Source organism: Bacillus paramycoides, from assembly GCF_001884235.1.
Taxonomy (GTDB): domain Bacteria; phylum Bacillota; class Bacilli; order Bacillales; family Bacillaceae_G; genus Bacillus_A; species Bacillus_A paramycoides.
Window position 1 is genome coordinate 256,185 of the sequence record NZ_MAOI01000123.1, and the last position, 24,306, is coordinate 280,490.

The 24,306-nt window shown below is 34.1% G+C and carries 26 protein-coding genes and 1 pseudogene; 10 read left to right on the forward strand and 17 right to left on the reverse strand.

The features are described from left to right. Positions 1-10: 10 nt before the first annotated feature. Positions 11-475: a YaaR family protein gene (locus BAU28_RS26560; protein ID WP_002086502.1), complete on the reverse strand. Its 465-nt coding sequence runs from the start codon at positions 473-475 to the stop codon at positions 11-13. A gap of 143 nt (positions 476-618) precedes the next feature. On the opposite strand from BAU28_RS26560, the gene BAU28_RS26565 reads away from it, so the two are divergent. Together BAU28_RS26565 and BAU28_RS26570 are read left to right on the forward strand one after the other, a co-directional pair. Continuing rightward, entirely contained in the window at positions 619-1,116 is a 498-nt protein-coding gene (locus tag BAU28_RS26565) for a flagellar motor switch protein FliG (RefSeq protein WP_071720924.1), read from the forward strand. A 39-nt stretch (positions 1,117-1,155) separates the two neighbouring features. After that, on the forward strand, positions 1,156-1,938 hold the full coding sequence (locus BAU28_RS26570) for a CheR family methyltransferase (protein ID WP_071720926.1): 783 nt from the start codon (positions 1,156-1,158) through the stop codon (positions 1,936-1,938). A 94-nt stretch (positions 1,939-2,032) separates the two neighbouring features. Here the strand turns inward: BAU28_RS26570 and BAU28_RS26575 are convergent, their stop codons facing one another. The 7 genes from BAU28_RS26575 to BAU28_RS26605 all read right to left on the reverse strand — a co-directional run bounded on the left by BAU28_RS26575 (position 2,033) and on the right by BAU28_RS26605 (position 10,345). Beyond that, on the reverse strand, positions 2,033-2,749 hold the full coding sequence (locus BAU28_RS26575) for a hypothetical protein (protein ID WP_071720928.1): 717 nt from the start codon (positions 2,747-2,749) through the stop codon (positions 2,033-2,035). 27 nt (positions 2,750-2,776) lie between these two features. After that, positions 2,777-4,135 carry a transglycosylase gene (locus BAU28_RS26580; RefSeq protein ID WP_071721037.1) on the reverse strand — a complete coding sequence of 453 codons (1,359 nt, stop codon included), beginning with the start codon at positions 4,133-4,135 and terminating at the stop codon, positions 2,777-2,779. Positions 4,136-4,170: 35 nt separating this feature from the next. Further along, positions 4,171-5,817 (reverse strand): flagellar motor switch protein, encoded by a 1,647-nt coding sequence (locus BAU28_RS26585; RefSeq protein ID WP_071720930.1) that lies wholly within the window; start codon positions 5,815-5,817, stop codon positions 4,171-4,173. Positions 5,818-6,178: 361 nt separating this feature from the next. Next, entirely contained in the window at positions 6,179-8,167 is a 1,989-nt protein-coding gene (locus tag BAU28_RS26590; RefSeq protein ID WP_071720932.1) for a chemotaxis protein CheA, read from the reverse strand. A 129-nt stretch (positions 8,168-8,296) separates the two neighbouring features. Beyond that, positions 8,297-8,665, reverse strand: coding sequence for a response regulator (locus BAU28_RS26595; protein WP_071720934.1), 369 nt, complete (start codon positions 8,663-8,665; stop codon positions 8,297-8,299). 149 nt (positions 8,666-8,814) lie between these two features. Continuing rightward, positions 8,815-9,492, reverse strand: a complete 678-nt coding sequence (locus BAU28_RS26600) for an OmpA family protein (protein WP_002012067.1) — start codon at positions 9,490-9,492, stop codon at positions 8,815-8,817. 19 nt (positions 9,493-9,511) lie between these two features. Beyond that, on the reverse strand, positions 9,512-10,345 hold the full coding sequence (locus BAU28_RS26605; RefSeq protein WP_071720936.1) for a flagellar motor protein MotP: 834 nt from the start codon (positions 10,343-10,345) through the stop codon (positions 9,512-9,514). A gap of 171 nt (positions 10,346-10,516) precedes the next feature. On the opposite strand from BAU28_RS26605, the gene BAU28_RS26610 reads away from it, so the two are divergent. After that, a complete protein-coding gene (locus tag BAU28_RS26610) occupies positions 10,517-11,119 on the forward strand; it encodes an HD domain-containing protein (RefSeq protein ID WP_071720938.1) in 603 nt (200 codons plus the stop codon). 38 nt (positions 11,120-11,157) lie between these two features. Here the strand turns inward: BAU28_RS26610 and hfq are convergent, their stop codons facing one another. Beyond that, positions 11,158-11,346: an RNA chaperone Hfq gene (gene hfq, locus BAU28_RS26615; RefSeq protein ID WP_002171262.1), complete on the reverse strand. Its 189-nt coding sequence runs from the start codon at positions 11,344-11,346 to the stop codon at positions 11,158-11,160. Positions 11,347-11,400: 54 nt separating this feature from the next. Continuing rightward, positions 11,401-11,617: pseudogene (locus tag BAU28_RS26620) on the reverse strand (Spo0E family sporulation regulatory protein-aspartic acid phosphatase). A gap of 334 nt (positions 11,618-11,951) precedes the next feature. Here BAU28_RS26620 and BAU28_RS26625 point away from each other — a divergent pair. The 5 genes from BAU28_RS26625 (at position 11,952) to BAU28_RS26645 (ending at position 15,774) form a co-directional block, all read left to right on the forward strand. After that, complete coding sequence (locus tag BAU28_RS26625) at positions 11,952-12,071, forward strand: YjcZ family sporulation protein (protein WP_000007804.1); 120 nt, start codon at positions 11,952-11,954, stop codon at positions 12,069-12,071. Between the two features lie 188 nt (positions 12,072-12,259). After that, positions 12,260-12,727, forward strand: a complete 468-nt coding sequence (locus tag BAU28_RS26630) for a VOC family protein (protein WP_002171260.1) — start codon at positions 12,260-12,262, stop codon at positions 12,725-12,727. A gap of 5 nt (positions 12,728-12,732) precedes the next feature. After that, positions 12,733-13,956 (forward strand): MFS transporter, encoded by a 1,224-nt coding sequence (locus BAU28_RS26635; RefSeq protein ID WP_071720940.1) that lies wholly within the window; start codon positions 12,733-12,735, stop codon positions 13,954-13,956. A gap of 128 nt (positions 13,957-14,084) precedes the next feature. Further along, complete coding sequence (locus BAU28_RS26640) at positions 14,085-14,534, forward strand: ArsR/SmtB family transcription factor (protein WP_048373317.1); 450 nt, start codon at positions 14,085-14,087, stop codon at positions 14,532-14,534. A 19-nt stretch (positions 14,535-14,553) separates the two neighbouring features. After that, a complete protein-coding gene (locus tag BAU28_RS26645) occupies positions 14,554-15,774 on the forward strand; it encodes an MFS transporter (protein ID WP_071721039.1) in 1,221 nt (406 codons plus the stop codon). 117 nt (positions 15,775-15,891) lie between these two features. On the opposite strand, the gene nfsA is transcribed toward BAU28_RS26645, so the two are convergent. The 3 genes from nfsA to BAU28_RS26660 all read right to left on the reverse strand — a co-directional run bounded on the left by nfsA (position 15,892) and on the right by BAU28_RS26660 (position 17,859). Continuing rightward, a complete protein-coding gene (gene nfsA / locus BAU28_RS26650) occupies positions 15,892-16,626 on the reverse strand; it encodes an oxygen-insensitive NADPH nitroreductase (protein ID WP_071720942.1) in 735 nt (244 codons plus the stop codon). 188 nt (positions 16,627-16,814) lie between these two features. Continuing rightward, complete coding sequence (locus BAU28_RS26655) at positions 16,815-17,132, reverse strand: magnetosome magnetite crystal formation protein family (protein ID WP_071720944.1); 318 nt, start codon at positions 17,130-17,132, stop codon at positions 16,815-16,817. A 148-nt stretch (positions 17,133-17,280) separates the two neighbouring features. Continuing rightward, a complete protein-coding gene (locus BAU28_RS26660; protein WP_002171240.1) occupies positions 17,281-17,859 on the reverse strand; it encodes a YdcF family protein in 579 nt (192 codons plus the stop codon). A gap of 158 nt (positions 17,860-18,017) precedes the next feature. Between BAU28_RS26660 and BAU28_RS26670 the strand changes: the two genes are divergently transcribed. Next, entirely contained in the window at positions 18,018-18,683 is a 666-nt protein-coding gene (locus BAU28_RS26670) for a DUF421 domain-containing protein (RefSeq protein WP_071720948.1), read from the forward strand. Between the two features lie 37 nt (positions 18,684-18,720). Here the strand turns inward: BAU28_RS26670 and BAU28_RS26675 are convergent, their stop codons facing one another. Continuing rightward, positions 18,721-20,076 (reverse strand): MATE family efflux transporter, encoded by a 1,356-nt coding sequence (locus BAU28_RS26675; RefSeq protein WP_048373308.1) that lies wholly within the window; start codon positions 20,074-20,076, stop codon positions 18,721-18,723. A 90-nt stretch (positions 20,077-20,166) separates the two neighbouring features. After that, positions 20,167-21,009 carry a MerR family transcriptional regulator gene (locus BAU28_RS26680; RefSeq protein WP_071720951.1) on the reverse strand — a complete coding sequence of 281 codons (843 nt, stop codon included), beginning with the start codon at positions 21,007-21,009 and terminating at the stop codon, positions 20,167-20,169. 268 nt (positions 21,010-21,277) lie between these two features. On the opposite strand from BAU28_RS26680, the gene BAU28_RS26685 reads away from it, so the two are divergent. Next, positions 21,278-22,441: a cation:proton antiporter gene (locus BAU28_RS26685; protein ID WP_002171236.1), complete on the forward strand. Its 1,164-nt coding sequence runs from the start codon at positions 21,278-21,280 to the stop codon at positions 22,439-22,441. A 63-nt stretch (positions 22,442-22,504) separates the two neighbouring features. On the opposite strand, the gene BAU28_RS26690 is transcribed toward BAU28_RS26685, so the two are convergent. After that, positions 22,505-22,783, reverse strand: a complete 279-nt coding sequence (locus BAU28_RS26690; RefSeq protein WP_071720953.1) for a DUF3986 family protein — start codon at positions 22,781-22,783, stop codon at positions 22,505-22,507. Positions 22,784-22,856: 73 nt separating this feature from the next. Continuing rightward, a complete protein-coding gene (locus BAU28_RS26695; RefSeq protein ID WP_071720955.1) occupies positions 22,857-24,206 on the reverse strand; it encodes an aspartate aminotransferase family protein in 1,350 nt (449 codons plus the stop codon). Positions 24,207-24,306 lie beyond the last annotated feature (100 nt).

Here is a 24,306-nt window from a genome sequence, read left to right on the forward strand (position 1 = left end):
TTCCTTCCTTTTACAAGACTAAATTTACAATTAAACCATGAATTTCTCCAATTTGATTTAACATTTCTAAATGCCCTGTTTTCGTATTAATTAAATTCATAACATCTTCCAACTCAGTTAATCCCATTTCAGCTTGTTTTACAATCGTCATTTTCTGTGAATATCCGTAACGCGGATGACGAGACATAACATCTTTATACTGCAATACATTATCAACGTAAAAATTCAAAAATGATTTTACAGTATTTTTGTATTCCATAACATTATCGAGCGTTAACTCTAATTCGATTTTCTCTTTAATTTCTCCAATGTTATCAACAAGTGCTTCCATTTGTTCTAGCAATTTATCTTTTTTCGGATCTGCATGCAAATTATCCGAAAAAGCAAGTCCTGTTCTGACATTTGCTTCTTTCGGCATTTGAGTAGCAGGCGGTATATGCGATAAAATTGGATTATGCGAGATAGAACGCAGCATATATATCACCTATTTATTTTTCTATTTCTTTCTAAACTTAATCGTAAAATCCAGTTATTTATAATTATACTCTGAACACTGACATTTTGCAGTTATTTTTTATAGAAGATATGTTACAATTTAGCATGAGGTGGCACAAATCTATGAATATTTTCCTTTGTGGTTCAAATCAATTAACAGCATTAGATCAGGAAGAAATAAAAAAATTTTTAATTGACTATGCTCACAAACATAAAATTTACATATTATGTTATAAATCTATTGAAAATGAAGTTCTTCGTTTTTTCATCGAAAACGAAAGACTTGCTCAAAATTTATGCCTTTACACGCTACAACCGTTACATGTATTAACAGACGAATTTCAAGAAGTCGTTGATTACTTAAAAAAACACGGAGCTGAATTTGTTGCTTTTGATCATCCTTCTGACTCCATTTTTCGATCAGATTATATGTTTTTTGTAAAGCAAATTGTCGAAGATACCGATTTAGTTCTCTGTTTTTATAACGGAGATAAACATACGTCTGTCATTCCCGTTGACATTGCAAAAGAAGCAGGAATTGATGCTGTTATTTATGATTTACCAGGCTTACATGCAAAGCAGATGAAAAAAAACTTTGAACAAAAAATTCGTATGATGTAAAGGGGGAGGCACAATATCATTATTGTGCCTATTGTAAATATGATAATTGAACAAGATTATGATCATTTTATCGCGAGTTTTAGACAACAATTTAATATGGATATCGCTTCCTATAAGCAGGATAGAATGCGCCGAAGAATCGATGCTTTCATTTCGAGAAAAGGTTTTGAAGATTACGCGAATTTTTTAAATAATTTACGTACCGACCAAAAATTATTTTTAAGTTTTATTGACTATATTACAATTAACGTATCAGAGTTTTTCCGAAATAAAGAACGTTGGCAAACATTAGAGACGAAAGCACTACCAAAGCTACTTGAACAAAATAATGGTAAATTAAAAGTATGGAGTGCCGCTTGCGCTGCTGGTGAGGAGCCGTATACACTCTCTTTAATCTTATCGAAGCATCTAGCTCCATTTCGCTACGAAATCCAAGCAACCGATCTCGATTTTCATATTTTAGAAACTGCGAAACGTGGCCAATATACAGAACGCTCTTTAAAAGAATTACCTATTGATTTGAAGCAGCGTCATTTCACAAAAGAAGATGATACATATATATTGCACCAAAACATTAAACAACAAGTTACATTCAAACAACACGATTTATTAATGCAGTCATTCGATACAAACTACGACTTAATCATTTGTCGTAATGTAATGATTTACTTTACAGAAGAAGCAAGAATAAAGCTCTATGAAAAATTTAGTCGTTCTTTACGAAAAGGCGGCGTATTATTCGTTGGTAGCACAGAACAAATTTTAACGCCTGAACGCTACAATCTTCAGCGTTTTGATACATTCTTTTACGAAAAAATATAGAAAAAGCAGGGTAATTCTCAATTGAATTAACCCTGCTTTTTTTAAGTGCCCATAATTCGGGGTACAGTTCAATAATTAAAATGACGACCTTTTCTTATATAATACGAATCAATATGATACCTATAACCCATATAAAGAGAAATAGAGCCGTAACAGACCATTTATGCTCTTGAATCGTATGTTTCAACGCATGCGATAATTGCGTCATATTCATTTCTGCCAGTGCTCTCCACACACTGACATCACGTTCTTTAGAAATACGATCCGTACCGCTAATTAAAATTGTTTCGTTAGACAATTTCGTCATGTAAGCTGTAATAACCGTTATCATTAAATTTGTATTGCCTTCTGAAGAATCATTTTCTACTCTAGAAATGAGCGCACTTACATCGAGTAACGGAATATGTACTTTCCTTCCAAACGAAAGCTGCACTTCAGCGAAATCATACGTTCCGTCTAATAACGGAATTTCTTTTATATGCGCTTGCTTAATAAGCGCATGTAAACTTCTAACAATTTGTTCATATATTTTTTCCGATTGCTTTCCTTCCGCGGACAACATATGTAACTTTGAAAACAACTGCAAAACCGTATCCATTTCCTTAGAAAGCATTTCTTTTACAATCTTTCCATCACCTAAACTTGCAAGTAAAATTCCTATTTCATTATTTTTTGAAATAATTTGGGACTGTCCAGTAAACACCAGGTTACTCCGCTTTCGTTCTTTCTGAATTTCATGTTCTGAAATAGCTGCAGGCTGTTTTAATGGTTGTAGCGTCTTATTTTCAATTGTAGTACGTTTAATCTCCATTTAAGCGCCTCCACTACTATCAAATTATTAGCTCCATTCTTTATTACTCTTTAAAACTAAAAACAGTACAAATAATCCTGACATAACAGCAAACACATTCGAAGCCTGTACTCCCTGCTCACTTTTTTCTTCCTTCTTTTCTTGTTGTTCTTCTATTTTTTCTTTCTTTTTAGAAACGCCTTGATTATCATTTTTGCTTTTTTTGTCTTTATGAACCTTCACATTATTTACTTCCTTGTTGTCTTTCAACGGCTCTTTTATAACGTGGTTGATTTCCTCTTTCTCTTTCAACGGCTCTTTTATAAAATAGTTTACTTTCTCGTCTTGCTTCGGGATTTGAACAACTGGAAATTTCTCTTCCGGGAGCGGAATCTCTACTTTTGAATCTTCCTGCTTCTCAGTTTCTTTCTTCTCTTCTACTTTATTTTGATTTTCTTGTTCTTCTATCTTTTCATCATCTTTCAACTTTTGTTCGATAATAGAAACGATATATTCACTTTCTACAACAAGTTTATTGCCTGCCTCATCTATTACTTCCACAATAAGTTGGTGTGGTCCAACAGGTAATGCTTCTGTTATTTCAAATATTTTCTGCCAATCCATGTCGTGTTTATTATAGTCTAATAAAAAAGTAATATCGTTACCTTCTTCTTTTCCTTTTAATATAACTCGCACTTCTTTAACAACAGATTCTATATCTAGCGTTTGTACTCGTATATGAACGGACTCTCCCTTTTTCCGTTCAATTAAGTTCTCTTTCGCCTCATCAATAGTAACTTTCTCTAATTTCGGCAATTCTTTATCTATAGTGGGTGTTTCGTTTTTTATGCGAATGAGTGGGACATTTAATTCATTCTCTATTACTTCTTTCTTCTCATCTTCTGTATAGCTTTCAACGAGCTGCAGGTTCCAATCACCTTGTAAATCATATATTCCAACTTTATAATTGGCAATCCATCGCTTCGTTTCTTCTTCATACTCAAAAGATATAATTCTTTCTTGTCTGTACTGCTCACCAGTTTTTTGTAATTGCAAAATGCCTTTTACACTTTGAATATTTTTCCCATTCGGTTCTACAGCAATTCGTACTTCTTCGCCAACCTTTAGTTCCTGCTTATTAACTGTAATAACTCCTTGGCCTGTCTCTATCTTTCTTGCTTCTTTTTGTTCTTTCTCTTTCTCTATTGCTTTTGTTTCATCTTCAACCGGGGGCATTTCCGCTCGTTCCGGCTGTTCCCGATTTTCTATATTTTGCCCTTCTTGCTCATTCACTTCGCTTATATTTTGATCTTTTACACTTATTTCTTCCGCATGACCTTGCAATGGGAGGAAAGTACATATATGTAAAAATAGCCAACTAACTAGAAAAAACTTTACGTTTTTCATCTTCATCTATTTGTTCAAACTCCTATTTTGACGCCTTATAGCGATTTCGTCACTTTTACTCCGAAAAACCCATCTACATTTACAAGTTCTCCATACGCCACTAATACATCGTTCACATAAATTTGAATTGGTTCATCAATATCTTCATCAAGCACGACCGCTTCATTTTCTTGTAAACTTAAAATATCTTGAATTGTTCTCACTGTACTTCCGAATACAAATTTAACATTCATTTCTACATTTTGTAGAATAGATGTATCCATATATATCGGCTCAACTTGTTTGACTTCTTTATATTCAATTGGCTGTACGACTGATGCAGGAATTTCTTCCTCTTCAACAACTTCCTCAACTATTTCTTCTTGCTCTTCCACCATCGGATAAAGAAGTCGTCTAACCATTTCTTTTGCCTCTGAAATTGGTAGTATTTGATACATCTTTGATTGAAGTAAATCACCAATTTCAAGATTGAATGTAATTTGAACGAGCTCGTCCACTTCCATCGTTTCTCCCAAATATTCCATTTCTTCTTTTAACGAAACAAATTTAACGTCTGGCGGTGTCATATCCATTTTTTCTTTAAACATTTCTGACATTGCTGTTGCAGCATGCCCCATCATTTGGTTCATAATTTCTTTAATGCCACTTAACTCTAATTCACTTAGCTCTTTCTCCGGATCAATTTCACCCGTTCCCATCATCATTAAATCTACCATTGTTAAAGCAACATCTTTCGTAAATACGAATACATTCTCATTCTTTAGTCCTTCAACAAAATCGACATTTAAAATAACAAACGGAACTGGTACTCCTTCATAATGACGAACATTAATCGCCTCTACATTTGGTGTACTAATAGTGACAGGCTGATTTAAAAGCGTCGATAGTACTGTTGAAGCCGAACCGATTGAAATATTCGCAATTTCACCAAGTACATCTTTCTCTTCTTGTGTTAACTGCTCTTTTTCCACATGCTCTTCTACAATCTCAATTTCCTGCACTTCTGCCTGCTCATCTATTTCTTCTTCCACACCACCAGATAATTGTAACAATTTATTTATCATTCGCTTCGCATGTTCAACTGAAACAATCTGTACAAGCTGAGAATTTACAAGATTATCTATTTTTAATTCAAACGATACTTTAACAACCATATTATTCCCATTAATACCAGAAATCTTCTCTATCTCTTCCGTAAGTTGCACAACTTTAATTGTTGGCGGAGACATGTCTACCGTATCTTGGAAGAATTCTGACATAGATGTTGCTGCGAATCCCATCATTTGATTCATTGCTTCTTGCACTGCACTTAGCTCTAATTCACCAAGCTCTTTTCCTTCTTCAACTTCCCCTGTCCCCATCATCATTAGATCAGCAATAGATAAAGCAACATCTTGCTTAAGAACAAGAAGATTTTCCATATCTAATCCTTTTGTGAAATGGATATTTAATACAACATGTGGAACTTCAACATCACTTGTATCATATAAATCTACCAATTCTACATGAGGAGCAGTAATACTTACTTGCCTATTTAAAATTGTTGATAATACAGTCGAAGCTGAACCGAATGATATATTTGCAATCTCACCAAGAATATCACATTCTTGAGACGTTAAATGCTCATTTTCTTTTTCTAGCACAATTGTGCTAGTATCCCCTTTTGTGTGTTGCTCAGGCATTTTTCCTGCCTCCTCATTTTTGTTTTTCTATCAAATAATATAAAGTGAAACTTTAATCAGTGGTGATTTTGTCCCTCACCCACTGATTATTAGCCCACACCAATCGGGCTTTTATGGGGAGTTAATCTCCCACCTATCTCTCTCGTATTCACTGCATTTTGATGTCGGAGTTTTACTGCCCGCTAATACGGGGTAAACTCTCTATTACACTCGTTATATTTTACCAAACTTATTATTCGAATTGTGAACATGTATTTATTTCCACAATATGTGCAAACGACAGTTGTCATATGCTTATATTATTAGTTCTACCCAAAAAGCTCCCCAATTGTATACAAGTGGGGAGCTTCCTTCATTCCTATTATAAACCTTCTGGGTTTAAAATGAGGACCACTCGTCCATCACCGAGAATTGTCGCACCAGAGAAATAGTTAGAGCTCTCTGCAAAGAAATCACCTAATGATTTTAAGACTATTTCTCTTTGACCGATAATTGTGTTTACAATCAGTCCATAGCTACGATGTGTATTACGAACAATTAACACAGGAACCATTTGACTATCATATGATGCGAACGCCTCATCTACTGTGTTTTCACCAAATACAGTACTTAAATGTTTCACTTCAATAATTTGATTGCGATAGTTTAAAACGTCTTTCCCTTGTAACGATTGTATGTCTTCTTTCTTAATTCGAATGGCTTCAACAATATTACCAAGAGGCAAGGCATAACGCTTATCATTTGTTTGAATAAGCATTGATTGAATAATAGACAATGTTAAAGGAAGTTCAATTCTAAATGTACTTCCTTTTCCTTCTTCAGAATCAATAATTAAATGCCCACCTAAACTATGAATCGTATGTTTAACAACATCTAATCCAACTCCACGTCCAGAGAGATCTGATACAACTTCAGCTGTACTAAATCCCGGTTGGAAGATAAGATCAAACACTTCACGATCCGATAATTTATTTGCCTCTGCTTCTGTTACTACACCATTTTTAATCGCTTTTTCTAATACTTTCCCTTTATGAATACCGTTTCCATCATCAGTAATTTGAATTACGACATGATTTCCACTATGAAACGCCTCTAATTTAATAGTACCTGTCTCATTTTTACCGGCATCACGGCGTTTTTCAACAGTCTCAACACCATGATCAATTGCATTACGAATTAAATGAACGAGTGGATCACCAATTTCGTCAATAACAATTTTGTCAACTTCAGTATCTTCACCTTTAATTTGTAAATCGATTTTTTTACCTAAATCTTTCGCTAACATACGTACCATACGTGGAAAACGGTTGAAGACCGTTTCAATCGGTACCATACGCATGTTCAACAATACATTTTGGATATCTTTTGAAATATCCCCTAATCGATTTAAATGCTCGATTAGCTCCTTATTTTGAATCGTTTCTGCTAATTCATCAATTCGTCCACGCTCAATTACACTTTCTTCAAACATATTCATTAATCTTTCGATTTTTTCTAACTGAACACGAATAGAACGATTTTCTACTTTAGCATTTTTCGTTTTTGTAGTACTTTTAGCTGACGTTGTGCTGGCCGGTTGCGTTGATGCCTCTAAAGATGACTCATGCTGCGTGGCTGCAATCGGTAGTATAGTTTCTTCTACCTGTACGACTTCTTGTGCTATATAGTTTCCTTGCTTCACTTCTACTTTCTCAATTTCAGAAACATGAAGCACTACCTGTTTCAATTCTTCAACACTACGATCAGTATCCATATATACTGTAAACTCAAATCCAAAAGCATCCGCTTCGATTTCTTCAATGCTTGGAGCTGTTTTTTGTATACTTCCTAAATTTTGTAATGCTTCAATACACATAATGGCACGTACTGCTTTTAAAATAGCTTGTTGTTCAACTGTTATATATACTTCATGCGAAACTGTATCGTCATTGTTTATACTACTTAGTTCTGTATGTTCCATAGAAGATTCTACATTACCGTTCAATAATGCTTCTAATTTATGTTTTGTTGATACTACATCAATATTACCCATTCCGCCTTGTTGCACATCTGCAACCATCTTTTCTAAATTATCAATGCACTCAAAAATAACATCAATAATATTAGCATTCACCATCATATTGCCATGACGGATTTCATCTAAAACATTTTCCATCTTATGAGTTAAATCCGCCATTTCCGTAAATTCCATACTCGCAGACATACCTTTAAATGTATGAGCTGAGCGGAATATTTCTCCTACAACATCCATGTCGGCAGGATTCTGTTCTAAATTTAGCACATTTTCATTTAGCGACTGTAAATGTTCTTCTGCTTCTTCAAAAAATATATTTAATAGATCTGTTTGCATTTTAATCCCCTACCTGTCTAACAAACATTTCATTTATGTATAACAATTTAGTGTTTTAAAACAAAAAAAAAGGGGGCCACACGTCTATCCGCTATCATTGTTTTGATTCTTTGTGGTTCCCCTTCTATATTAGCTGTTTGCTACTTTTGTTAAAGCTTCGATAACACGATCCGCTTGGAATGGCTTTACAATAAAGTCTTTTGCCCCGCCTTTAATTGCATCTAATACCATACCTTGTTGTCCCATTGCGGAACAAATAACAATCTTTGCACTTGAATCCATTTTCATAATTTCTTTTAATGCTTCAAGTCCGTCCATTTCTGGCATAGTAATATCTAGTGTTACAATATCAGGTTGAAGTTCTTTATACTTTTGAATCGCTTCTACCCCATTCTCTGCTTCACCGATAACTTCAAATTCAGAATTACTTTTTAATAAGTTTTTAATCATTGTTCGCATAAACATCGCATCGTCTACAACTAAAATTTTATGTGCCATTCTTTTCGGTTCTCTCCTTCTATGTATAAATATATCTTAATATTTCACCTTATCATTCTCACTCATTATACAAAATAAAACGAGAAAATTTAATATTTTTTTAAAAGAATTTCTGTATTTTATTATTTTATTAATAAAATAGAAATATATTATTCTTTAATATATATTACAACGCGACGGTTTTTCTCCCAATTTTGCGGTGAATCATTTGATGCTACTGGTTTTGTGTCTGCATATCCTACCGCCGCTAATCGTTTGTCATCTACATTATACACTTCAATTAAGTGGTGAATCATATTAGCTGCTCGTGCTGAAGATAATTCCCAGTTGGAAGGGAATTTTTCATTATGAATCGGTCTACTATCTGTATGTCCTTCTACAACAATTGGGTTTGGTACCGATTGAAAGAACCCTACTAATTGACTAATTACTTCTTTCGCTTCTGGTTTAACATTCGCATCACCTGTATCAAATATTAAATTGTCTACTATAACGATGCTCACGCCTGTATCTTCTCGATATACATTCACTTGACTAACACCATTATTATCTACATATGCCTTTAACTTTTTATATAATTCATCCATTCGCTTTTTTGAAACTGCTTTTTCATCATTTTTTTCATGTGAAATATCTGGTATTGTACCTTCCATTACTTTCGCATCTACTTGCTCTGCATCACTAAACTTTTCAAGCATCTTCGATAATTTTACTGTATCTTGTTTTGATGTGGCAACTAATAGTACAAAGAAAGTTAACAATAACATCGTTAAATCAGTAAAAGTCGTCATCCAACGAGGCGATCCTTTTTGCGGTCGTTTTATCATCATACCACTCCTTAAAATATTAGGCGGCTCGTTTTTCTTTTGTCATCTTCGTTTCATATACGTATGTATCAAGTTTTAACTTTAGCTTAGAAGGAATTTGTCCTCGGTAAAGCTCCGAAATTGCTTCTATTACAAACTTCTTCTCTGTATACAAATCTTCAATACCACGATACACTTTTTCGGATAATGGTATCGCAATCATGTTTGCAATAACAGATCCATACAATGTCGTCAACATAGCAACTGCCATCCCTGTACCGATTTGCGATGTGTCTTGCAAGTTTTGAAGCATAATAATAAGACCAATTAACGTTCCTATCATCCCCCACGCTGGAGCGAAATCACCGATTTTATCTAATAATGTTGCTCCTTTTCTTAACTCATACACCTCTGTTTCAACATCCTTCATTAATACTTCTTTTAATTCTGCTTCATCATATCCACTTAACATTAAACGGATCCCCTTTTGAATAAAAGGATTGTCTACTTGCTCTCCATCAACTTCTAATGAGAGCAAACCATGTTTTTTAGACTTTTTCGAAAAATCAACGAACAAATCCGTTAACTGTTCTAAATCCTCCTCTCTTCTATGTAAAACAGTAAAAATACTTTTCGTATATTTTTTTATTTCTCCAAATCTATATGCCACCACAATTGTCGCTGTTGTTCCCCCTATAACAATTAAAATAGATGAAACATCTAAAAAATTTTTAAAAGCGTTTATTCCACCACCGCCAAGCATGATCGCCGCAATTACAATGACAAAACCTATTAAAATGCCAAATGGGCTAGAAATATCAAACTTTCTCTTTTTCCTTTGTGGCCTAACTAACACTTGATTTTCGTCTCCCATATTCCTGCCCTTCCTTTTCGTTTTTATAAAACATTTTTTTATTTTAATAATACGTTTTCATATATAATAACCATTATACGACTTTCATCTATTTATCGCAATATACTCATAAAATTGACACATTTCATTTCTATACTAGAATTATAATATAGCAGTGTGAGGAGGATCCCTATGGAACATACTATTTTACAGGTCATTGCATTAGCAGAAAAACTAAAATACGAAATGCGACACAGCTGGCTCTCTAACGGACGCCAAGAAAGTGTTGCAGAACATACATGGCGTATGTCGCTAATGGCCATCTTAGTTGAGCCTTATTTAGATCAAAAAGTAAATATAGAAAAATTACTTAAAATGGTCATTATTCACGACCTTGTTGAAGCTGAAGCAGGTGACATCCCCGCCTTTGACACGATGAATAGCCGTGAATTACAATTACAAAAACAAAAAAATGAGCAAGAGGCCATTTTAAATATTAAACGTACATTAGAAGGTCCTCTTGGGGAAGAATTACACAATTTATGGATGGAATTCGAAGCGAAAGAAACGTATGAAGCAAAAGTTGCTAACGCGCTTGATAAACTTGAAGTGAAAATTCAGCATAACGAAGCTGACATTGATACGTGGCTACCAATTGAGCATAAGATGACTTTCCAAGTTGGTAAACATACAGATTTTGACTCTTTCTTATCCAAATTACAAAAACTCATTGAACAAGAAGGAGAAAAAAAATTACTCGCTGCTGGCATTGACGTCGAAGCTTGCAAACAGTAACCGTTTAATTATGAAATAAGACACTCAAAATGAGTGTCTTATTTCATAATTGTTGATACTGCCTGTTTGTAAATAAGTTGTTGCTTCCCATCTACTAACATTAAAATTGTAAATTTATCTACCCCAACTACTTTTCCTACTATTCTTACTCCGCTCTTTAAAAATATAGTAACTGTACCTTTTTCTTCTTTTATTTGTTTATACAATTCTTCTTGTAAACGTTCCAATAACTGTTCTCTCCTTTGTAAGTAAATAATCCTAATATAAAAACTAAAGATTATTCACTTATACACTTTGTCTTTTATATTCATAAACTTATTAATTAATATATCTAAATCTCGACTAAATAACAAAACTTTATTATGTCCTAATCCATATGTTGCAACTAGTCGAATTAATTCTTGCTTATTATTTTCTATAGTATCTTGTAGATTTCTCATCTCCATCTCTTTACAAGCTCCCTTTTCCCATAATATTACTTGTAAAATTATAGTACATTTTTACACATAAAAAAATATAAAAATGTTTTTTTACAAATTTTATATTTGTGAAAAGAAAGTTTAACGTAATTGTAAGTTACATCACAATTTATTTAACAACTCGTTCACTTATTATACACTTCCATGTCATCTTACCACTTATCCCACTATTTGCAATCAGTAATACTCCCTATTCAAAATACGATATGACGTATACTGAACATCAAACCTAAATGAACTCACAGGCTTTTGTCTAATTAGAAGTAAGACTTGCTCCTTTTCCATATAAAAACATACTGTATACAGTAATCCATTAATTATATAGATTAATTTACTAACAAGGAGGAAAAAACATGAGCTTTGGTGGTAGTTGCGCTGGTTTCGGCGGGGGATTTGCTTTACTCATCGTACTATTCATCCTTCTAATCATTATCGGATGTAGCTGTTGGGGTGGCGGGGGATTCGGATATTAATATAAAATATCCTTTCCGTTAAGCTCAAAATGAATGAGTGCGTTAGCTAAAAACTATACGAAAACAGCTCATATTTGAGCTGTTTTTTCATACTTTCGTATGAATTTATATCCTTCTTTTTAGCGATTTCAATAAACAAAACATCGTTTAATATGAAATAAGAAACATTATTACTAAGGAGGATTATAATGATTAAAGGTCTTTATGAAGCACATTTACCTGTCCATAATTTAGAAGTTTCAATACCTTTTTACGAATCACTAGGGCTAAAATTATATAAAAGAGACAAGGATATCGCCTTCTTTTGGATTGTAGAAAATGAAAGTTGGCTTGGCCTTTGGGAAGGAAAAGAATACAAAGTTAATTATCATCCATCCTTACGACATATCGCTTTCCAAGTAAGCTTACACGATTTAGAAAACGCGATACACTGGCTAAATCAAAAAGGAATTTCAGCAAGGAAAGACTTCGGAATGGAACCAATTGAGCCTATCGTTTTTCCCGAACTAGCACACGCCTCTGTATATTTTAACGATCTTGATGGAAATAGTTTAGAATTTATTGCAAAATTACCTATTGGACTACCCAAAGCAGAAAAAATGTATTTAAGCGAATGGAAAAAGCATGTACAAACATCACCAATAGATAGGGATTAGTTTTTATGTCAGCGCAATCAGTTTCTTATTCCACACTGCTTAAAACAAATAAAAACTTCAAAAAACTATTTTATGGTCAAACGTTAAGCGTACTTGGAGATTGGTTTCATACTGTAGCTTTATTAACATTCGTCTATAGCATAACAGAATCTCCGTTTATGATAGCGCTCACTTTTATGAGTAAAGGATTACCTCAACTCCTTCTTAGCCCATTCATAGGCGGAATTGTAGACCGTTTTTCCAAAAAGAAGATTATGATTTCCACCGATATTCTACGAGGGATTATCGTCCTCACTTACTTATTTGCATTCTATAAAATTGAGATTATTTTCGTTTCTAATATATGTTTATCTGTACTCTCTTGTTTATTCGAGCCTGCTAAGCAATCAACTCTAAAGAATATCGTACATCGAAATCATTTAGTAACCGCTAACTCTCTTTCTAGTACAATCAATGGTTCTATGTCTATTATGGGGGCTTCTTTAGGTGGGATTATTGCACAATCTTTAAATATTGAGATCGCTTTTTTAATGAACAGCCTGTCATACTTTATTTCAGCCTTTATTATTTATAAAATGCATATCCCTTCTCGTAATACTTTTAACACGAAAAAAGCATTTATTACTGATATAAAGGATGGTTATACATACATATTACAAAGAAAAATTATTTTAACATTAATTCTTGTCGGAATTTCATGGGGCATTATGGGAGGCGCTTATCAGCTACTTCTAACAATCTATGCCGAAAGAATTTTCCACTCTAACATCGGAATTTTATATACAGTTCAAGGAGCGGGACTTATGATTGGTAGTCTTCTCGTTAACTTATATATATCTAAAAATGAAGAAAAAATGAAAAGAGCATTTGGTTGGGCCTATTTACTACAAGGATTTTTCTTTCTCGGATTCATTCTATCCGATCAACTTATTATCGGTATCATTACATTACTCTGTATGCGTATAGCAGGAGGAATCATCGTTCCACTTGATACGACATTGCTACAAACGTATACGTCAGAAAATATGATTGGTAAAGTTTTCTCATTCCACTACTCCATTTACGGATCTCTTATTCAGTTATCAATGTTTATAACAGGATGGCTTTTAGAAATATTTTCTCCGCAAATAATCGGTAGTTCGCTAGCTATATGCTGTATTTTCGTTAGTTTTATATGGCTTTTCTTGTTTTATCGCGGGGAACTTAGTGAAGAATCTAAAATAGCTTAATAGCATGTTTATGTACATGCTATTTTTATTTATGTCGAAATTCATAGGAAAAAGGCGATTTATTTCTCTTACGTTCTAATTTTTTAGAACGTACAATAAAATTAGATTATAAGAAAGGAGCTACCATAATGTTTGAGGATCGACTTACCATTTCAGCTGAACAACAAAAGCTAATTTCCAATGCAACTCGTATTCAAATTCTTCACCTTTTAAAAGACGAAACACTCACTGCAAAGCAAGTAGCTACTAAACTAAATAAATCTGCTGGCAGTGTTCACTATCACATTCAAATTTTATATGACGGAGGTTTACTTGAATTAGTAGATACAAAAGAAAAACGGGGAATTATAGAAAAATATTACAAAGCAAAATCTGCTCATTTTTATATTGAAGAAGCGGGCACGGAAGGAACAAATACAGGGAGCCACATTGTTTCTCATTTATTTTTAACTCCAGAGGAATTACAACAACTCACTTGGGAGATTTCACAAGTTTTATTACGCTGGGAAAACAAAACCGCTCGTCAATCAAACTCTGAAAAGGAATACGCTATTTCCTGCCGTATAAAAAAACAATGAAAGAAAGGTCCATATGCCCATGAAAAATAAACTATTATTATTGTCGGGAACAGGCATTTCTCGTTTAGGTGATTTTATGTACCTCATAGCTCTAAACTTAATGGTATTAAATAGTACAAACTCTCCCGCTGCTGTAGCAGGATTATGGATCGTTGGTCCAATTGCCACCGTTGTCACAAAAATATGGTCTGGTAGTATAGTAGATCGTTTAAACAAACGGTCAATTATGCTTATCACAGATATTATTCGAGCAGTGCTCATCGGCTGTATTCCACTATTTGATTCTATTTGGGCGATTTATATTTTTATCTTTTTGACTCGTATTGCTACATCATTTTTCGATCCAGCTTCATTCACTTATAAAACCATGCTCATACCAGCTGAAGAACGTGCTCAATTTAATGCTTGGAATAGCCTGTGTACAAATGGGGCTTTTATTATCGGTCCGGCTCTTGCTGGAATACTTCTCACTACATACTCGGCAGCCTTTGTTATTTACTGCAACTCAATTTCATTTCTACTTTCTACCATTCTCATTTACTTCTTGCCAAACATCACATTACAAACAAAGCAAAACAAAGAGGTTACAAATACTTTCGTACAAACATTACGAAGCGATTGGAAACAAGTCTTTTCATTCGCACGGACTGAAACTTACATTATTCTCGTATTCGTTCTATTCCAAGCCACAATGCTTGTCTCAATGGCACTGGATTCACAAGAAGTTGTTTTTACAAGACAAGTACTGTTTTTATCAGATGTAAAATATAGCATGCTCGTTAGTATAACCGGGGCAGCTTACGTTTGCGGTTCATTTCTTGTCTCTCTCTTTGTAAAACGGTTACCGATTCAATATTGCATCGGCTTAGGTATGATTTTTACAGCAGTCGGCTATGTGATTTTCGCCTTTTCAAATTCATTTATGATCGCAGCAAGTGGTTTTATTTTGCTTGGAATCTCTTCATCATTTGCCGGTACTGGATTTATAACATTTTATCAAAATAACATCCCAGTACATATGATAGGACGTATCGATAGCGTATTTGACTCAATAAAAAACTTTATCCAAATCTTTTTCATTTTAGCAATTGGAGCATCTGCACAGTTTCTTTCCGTTCAAATTACTGTGATAAGTAGCTCTTTACTCATCCTCTTCCTTTCCTGTTTATTAGCAATCCGAGTAATGACTCCTTCAAAAGAAAAATATTTTAAACCTACAGGATCATCATTAGAATATTAACTGCACAATAAAAAGCGGCTATTTGGCCGCTTTTTACATTAAATATTTTATAAAGTAAAGACCGCATACTTCTCCTCTAAAAAAAGACAAACCCACATCTCAGGTTTGTCCTTTTACTTATTTCTTATTAAATCCTTTCTCACTCAAAAACTCTTTCATATGCATTCTCTTCTCTTTGGCCATAAATGAACTCATTGATTCAGTCCATGTTACTTTTTTTTGATTTGACGATCTTTCTTTATAATACGCGCTCATCGTATCATCGTATTCGTTTAACAATTCATCATATTTCTTTTCATTATATCCATTTTCATGAAGAATGGCTGCTACTGGTAACCGCGGTTTAACTCCATGATCTTCATCTGGTACACCGACTGTCATTCCGAACACAGGATATACTTTATCCGGTAAATGAAGCAATTCGCTTACTTCTTTCGGGTTATTACGAATTCCACCGATATAACAAATACCGTATCCTAATGATTCTGCTGTAAGTGCTAAGTTTTGTGCAAAAAGTGAAGCGTCTACCGTCGCAACGATAAAGTCTTCCACCCCTTCATGTTTTATCTCTGTACCATGTTTTTCACATGCAATTTCAAGTCTCTTTAAGTCTGCACAACAAACAAAGAATGCTGCGCAATCTTTCACATGACGATTTCCAGATAGCTCAGCTAATTTAACTTTTAGTTCCTTATCTGTTACATAAATAACCGAGTACGCCTGGACAAAATGTGAAGAAGCGGCATGCTGAGCAGCTTGCACCATTCTTTCCACTACATCTTTTGAAATTGGTTCTTCTTTATATTTACGAACTGAAACGTGTTGCTCCATTTTATGTATAATCTCATTCATAAAAATCCCTCCTTTTTTCTCTCCATAATGAAAAATTAACATATCTTTTTCATTATTCACAACTTATAAGCACAAAAAGAGCAATTCTTTGCGAATTACTCTTTTTTTTAAGTGTCTTTTGTTACGGTAAATGAAATTATATCGACGTTTCGACAAATAACGACGGATTTATATGATAGTAATTCTTGTTAATCCGCTTTCAAAACTTTAATACCTTTAACAATATTCCAAATGAAATAGTAAATCCCTACAAGAATAAACACTGCATACGTTATAATCATCCCAATTCCAACGCTCTCAGACTGATTGAAGCTTAAGCCGTATACTCCTGATAATGCTAATCCACCAAATAGGATTACATACGGGAAAACGTGGGACCAAAATGCTTTTTTTGCATGATATTTCACTTCATCTTCCGCAACGAAATAAACGATAATTGGCAGTAAAAATGGTGCAAAAAAGATACTAAAGTAACATAGCGAAGATAATATATTATTCCCTTTCATACGATTCACCTCTAAAGTTTTTTGTTACCTTCATTATGTCAGGAAACCACTTTAGAAACTATCGCTTTACCTTTCATTAAGATGACATATTTGTAAGATTTACATTAAGGTAAATCCCACCTAAAATTTCAGGTGGGATTCAAGTTGATTATATTCGATTTAATAACCAATATTGTGTGATTGCTAAATATTCTCTAACGTTCGATTGGATGATAATTGGTTTCGGTGTTTTTGCCGGGAGACCTTCTAATGTTAATCCTTGTTTTTCCGCAATCTTTTTCGCTCGAAACATATGAAAATCGTTCGTTACAATCATCCCTTTTTTCATATTTTCTGAGATAAGAGGTTTTGAGAATTTAATATTTTCATCCGTACTCGTCGAACGGTCTTCCATTATTATTCGGTCTTCTGCAATATTTTGTTTCATTAATCCTTGTTTCATTGCTAAAGCTTCTGAAATATCTTCGCCTTTTCCTCGCCCTCCAGATACGATAGCAATTGTTTTCTCATGTGATTTTAAATACTCAGCTGCTTTATCGATACGATATTGCAGTGAATAAGACGGTTTCGTTCCATTTACTTTCGAGCCTAGTACAATCATGTAATCCACTTCATCTGGTGCTTTCATATGACCATGCTTATAAATGTTATATTGTAAAAATCCCACATAAACAGCGCAAATCATCAACATAACTAAACTATACTTAATAATTTTTTTCTTTAGCATTCACATATACTCCTATTTTCTCTATTTGTTCATCATAATATCCACTAAGTCGTTTGTATACAGATAAATTCCAATTCAGTCTAAATTCCCCTCTAAAAGTAATATTTATCATATCTTTGGGAATAGTAAGTACAACTTCGCACGAAGGAGTGTACATATTGCTCGTCTTTTTATGTAATGTATCGTTCTTTTTTATTTTATTTTTAATATCACTTAAGTTATTAGGGAAATCCGCACTAGCACAACTAACTCCTCATGATTTTGGCGCAATTATCTTTTTATCTTATTTGGCCTTTCAAGCGATACCAGTCGACGGTGCTTTGCAAGCTTTTTCCGGCATGGTTGCCATTACATGCTTACATCTACTTCTTACAAAGCTAAGCTTATTAAATAAATTGAATCGCTTCATTCTCGGGCATCCCATTATTTTAATAAAACATGGAGATATTATTTTTGAAAACCTAAAGAAGAGTAGATATCCAATTGCCGAATTACTATCCAACCTCCGTGTTGCAGGCTATCCGAGTGTTCATGAAATTGAATATGCAATTTTAGAAGCAAATGGATCTATAAGTATTTTGCCAAAAAGAGAACTCATACCATTGACTCCGAAAGATATGAATATAGATGTTAAGTATTCTGGATTACCAATTGCTCTTATCGTTGATTCACAAATTCAATACGATAACTTAAAGCTAATCCATAAAAATGTAAAGTGGTTACATGCAGAGTTACAGGCGAAAGGCGTTACAAATATTAAAAACGTTGCTTTCGCTTCTGTGCAGGAAACAGATGGATCTTTTGCTATTAGTTTAAAGGAATGAAAAAATCCCCTTAATTATTTTCAAGGGGACTTTTTTATTATATTGCTTCTTTCTTTCCCGCCAAGTTTAATGGAACAGGATGTTTCATACGATTCATCGTAAATACAATGATTGCTGTCAATATTTCTGCTACTGGCATAACGAGCCAAATTCCATTTACGCCAAATAATTTCGGCATAATCCATAACAGTGGGATAATAAATAGTAAACCACGGCTCAAAATAATAAGAACTGATTTTGTCGTTTGTCGCACAGATTGGAAATATTCACCATACACAATGTTATAGCCTAAAAATACATATTGGATAAAGAATAAACTTATACCTGTTAACGTTAACTCCAATAGTTCTGGGGATTGAACATCAAATAAACCAATTATATATTTCCCGAAGAATAAACCAACAACAATTGCTACGCCTCCGAGTACAACTGCAATTTTCACAGCCAACCGTAATCCTTCACGCAGTCTTTCTGGTAAATTTGCACCATAATGGAAACTAGCAATAGGTTGTAATGCGGCACCAACACCGAAGAATAATAGTAATGTCATTGCATGAATACTATTGACCATCGCATAAGAAGCGACACCTACTTCTCCTGCATATTGAACAAAAGCAATATTAAAACCAACCGTTACAATCGCTACTGTAATTTCAGTTGTAAAGCTCGGGAAACCAATCACCATAATTTGTTTAACCGTATCCCATTCAAAATGGAATTTCGTCCACTTTAAAACACTACTTTTTCTAAAGAAGTGAGTTAATAATACTAGGAAACCAATTGCTGCCGAAAGAATAGTCGCTGATGCAGCACCTGTTACGCCCCATCCAAAGATGAAAATAAAGATATAGTCAAAGATAATGTTCAATACAGCTGTTACGACAAGACCTGCCATTGCTAAATTAGGATTTCCATCGTTACGTATAAATGTACTTAAAATATTTTCTAAAACATATATCATTCCAAATGTTAATAACACGTGTAAATAGTCTAACGCATATGGTAAAATCACTTCATTTGCACCAAACAGATATGCTAAATCTTCTATTCTCCATAAGCAAATAGCCGCTAAAACACCTACGATAATAACTGCCACTGTCATAGATTGAGTAAAAATAGATCTTGCTCTTTCTAATTTATTTTCACCTAGTGCAATAGAATATAGCGTTGCTCCACCCATTCCAATCCATAATGAGATAGAGAAGAAAATTGAAAACGCTGGAACAGCCACGTTTACTCCTGCTAAACCGTTCGCTCCAACTCCTCTACTAATCATGACCGCATCAATCATGATATTCACTGACATTAATACCATCCCAAGAACTGCTGGTATTAAATACGAAATAAATAAACTTTTTATCGGTTTTTCTCTTAATTTTTCTGTTGCTTCCATACTAATATGCTCCTTTTTCTCAACGCTCTGTTCACAGTTTAAACCTTCAAGTAACTTGAAGGTCAATAGAGAATTGAAAAATATATAAGCTTATTGTTTATTTATTTTTTTAGCAACAGGTATTTGAATTTCCGTTACTTGCTCCTTCGGATTTTCTGTTACAGACCAATCAATTAACGCAAGCTCAAGCGCATCTCCGCACACTTCGTATCCTTCGTTATCAATGTGCTTTAATAATTCCGTATACGTTTCATCTGTTTCTTCATATGGTCCATGATGATAAGAACAAGCAAATATCCCTTCTTTTATTTCATCTGAAGTATGTACTTGAAAAGGCATGTAATCCAATAGAATAAACACACTGTTATATGCTTGAAACTCATTTTGAAGTAATGCTTTTTTTGAAACTGTTACACCGATATCTCCTGAAAATAAACTATTATCAATTTGCTTTATATTTTTTTGCAGCGAATGGATATAATACTCAAACATATCATCCGTTGTATTAGGCGCAACTGCAATTGCTGTGATTTTTCGTTTCGATATCTTTTTATAAATAATTTGATTCGCTTCTGATCTCGTCGCCTTCTTCATTAAATGGATTTTATGTTCCATTTTTGCCAAAGCATACTCGATTTCTCTTTGCTTTTTCAGCATCATTTCTTGTTGTTTTTCAAGTAAATTCAGCGCATAAGAGGGGTTTCGTTCATCAATATATTTCTTGATTTCCTTTAACGGGATATTCAATTGGCGTAAAAATTTAATCGTATCTAATAGTGAAAACTGATCAATTGTGTAATAGCGATAATTGGTTTGAGGGTCAACAGTTGACGGATGAAAAATACCTTTCTCATCATAATAACGTAATGTAGATTCCGCTATATTATGCATTTTCGCCATTTCTCCAATTGTAAAGCGTTGATTTAATAACATTTTTCTTTCTCCATTCATTATATGTAAGCTTTATTACTTCTTATTATATAGCTATATCCCCCGTTTCTAAAACGAATCCTCTCATGAAAACCTACTATTTTTCCGTTGATTTTTTATAAAATATATTATATATTAATTACAGGTTCAAATTACAAGTTCAAAAGAACCTGTAAAAAGACCCTTTGTTTAATGTAATTTTACATATCATCATTAAGCAAATTCCGAGAAATCGTTTAATAAAAATACAAAGTGATAAGGAGAGGATCAGATGGAATTCGAATTTTTCTTTCAAATCGCACTTATTTTATTAAGTACAAAACTTGCTGGCGACCTTAGCGTAAGATTAGGTCAACCTTCTGTACTTGGTAAATTAATTGTCGGTATCGTTATCGGTCCAGCTGTATTAGGTTGGATTGAGAATTCAGAACTTCTAACACAATTAAGTAACGTCGGGGTTATTCTTTTAATGTTTATGGCTGGACTTGAAACAGACTTAAAAGAATTAAATGAAAACCGTAATTCTTCTTTAGCAGTTGCGGTTGGAGGTATCGTTCTTCCATTCGTAGGTGGTTATGTTGCCGGTCTTGTTATGGGAATGGAACAAGGGAACGCTGTCTTTTTAGGATTACTTCTATGTGCGACAAGTGTTAGTATTTCCGTTCAAACACTTCGCGATTTAGGTAAGATGAAAACACGTGAAAGTACAACAATGCTTGGAGCAGCTGTATTTGATGACATTCTTGTTGTTATTTTATTAGCATTTGCAATGAGCTTCTTAGGTACAGATGATGTTAATTTAACAATGATTATCTTGAAGAAAGTAGTATTCTTCGCTTCTATTATTTTAATCGGATGGAAAGGTGTTCCAGCGATTATGCGTTGGTTATCACCACTTCGCGTATCTGAGTCTATCGTAAGTGCAGCACTTATCATCTGTTTCTCATTCGCATATTTCGGCGAACTATTAGGAATTGCTGGTATTATCGGTGCTTTCGCAGCTGGTATCGCTATTTCTCAAACGAACTACAAACATGAAGTAGAAAAGAAAGTAGAACCAATCGCTTACGCTATGTTCGTACCAGTCTTCTTCGTTAGTATCGGTATGAATATTACATTTGACGGTATTGGTGATCAAATTTGGTTCATCTTAGCATTAACAGTAATCGCTGTATTAACGAAACTAATCGGTTGTGGATTCGGTGCACGAATGACTGGATTTGATGCAAAGTCTTCTGCAATTATCGGTGCTGGAATGGTTTCTCGTGGTGAAGTTGCTCTTATCATCGCAGGAACAGGACTTTCTTCTGGTCTATTAGCACAAGACTACTTTACAGCCATCGTTATTGTTGTTATTTTAACTACAATGATTACACCACCAATGTTAAAATACACTTTTGGTGCAAAAGATAAAGCAATGAAAGCAAGTAAATAAGTTTAATATAATAAAAGGAGATTCCTATCTTATAAAATAGGAATCTCCTTTTTCATTTCATCTTTAAACAATCGCATTCGTTTTTAACCATTTTTCAAAAATAGTTCGTACTTCCTCATCATCGATATCATCACTAAATGAATATACTTTTATACCATAGTCATCTATATATTCACCTAGCTTCATTTTCTCCCCCTTTTTATAAAAATCGTCTGCCTCATATTGTGGAATATAAGCATCCCAAATTGGTTCATTTATTCTTTTGTATGCGGTCACTTCTAAATCATGCCCATCTTCATAATAGCCAATGTGATAATGTTGGTTAAAATCATACTTATCTATTAATACACCCCCTAATCAAAATAATAAACAAAAGCGAGCCTTATATTACAGCTCGCTTCTCTCGTCCTAGTTACTAAATACGTTCCATAGCTGTCTTCAACGTTCCAACAACAAAGGCAATTTCTTCACTTGAAATAATAAGCGGCGGCGCTAATGTTAAGACGTTATTATAACCTGCTGTTGTCATACCGTTTCGTCCGATAATGAGCCCTTTTTCTTTACAAGCATTTACAACACTTGCGATTTTGTCGTTATCAATTGGTTCTTTCGTCGCTTTATCATTTACTAGTTCAATTCCAACTAATAGCCCTTTCCCTCTAATATTCCCAACAAGCGGATGTTCCCCAATTTCTTCTTTTAATTGATCTAATAAAAGTGAACCCATTTGTGCAGAGCGCTCAATTAAATTTTCATTTTCCATAATCTCTAAATTTTTAAGCGCTAATGCACAAGCAGCTGGATTTCCACCAAATGTATTTATATGTCTGAAGAATTCATATTCTCCCGTTCCTTTAAATGCTTCATAAATTTCTTTTTTCACAGCTGTTGCTGATAATGGTAAGTACGCGCTCGTAATACCTTTTGCCATTGTAACGATATCCGGCTTAACGTCATAATTCATAAATCCAAATGCCTTTCCTGTACGGCCGAAACCACAAATAACTTCATCACTAATAAGTAGTGCACCGTGTTTTTGACACGTTTCATGAATCGCTTTCATATAGTCTTGTGGCGGCATTAAAATACCTCCACCTGTAATAATCGGCTCCATTATAAATCCGGCTATCGTTTCGCTTAATTCCCACGTCATAACACGATCTACTTCTTTCACACACTCTACATCATAAATATTTTGCGATTCCATTTCTGGCATACGGTAACAATCCGGAGGCGTTACATGTAAAAATCCTGATGCAAATGGCTCATATTGGTATCTGCGCTGCGCTTGTCCAGTCGCCGCCATCGTTGCCATTGTATTTCCGTGATAACCACGATAACGTGACATAAATTTATAACGATGTGGTTCACCTTTTTGAGCATAATATTGCTTTGCTATTTTAAAAGCCGTTTCATTCGCTTCTGATCCACTATTAGAGAAGAATATAACATACTCTCCACCAAGCCACTCGTTTAACTTTTCAGCGAGCTTAATTGCTGGTTCATGTGATTGTGACATCGGAAAGTATGACAATGTTTGCAATTGCTTATAAGCTGCCTCTGCGAGCTCTTTTCGCCCATATCCGCTATTTACACACCAAAGACCACTCATACCATCTAAATATCTTTTTCCTTGTATATCTTCAACCCAGCACCCTTCTGCTTTTGCTCCTACCATTGTACTACTCGGGCTAAAGGGACGCATTCCGTGCCAAACATATTGCTCATCTTTTGCTAATAATTCATCTGTTTGTTTTGTTTTCATCCTTTCTTCCACCTTCCATAACAACTTATTTTTCACAAAGCTGCGCTGGTCCCATGATGAGTTAAATTTCTCCCTGCCTATTTTCATTCCACAAAACCAA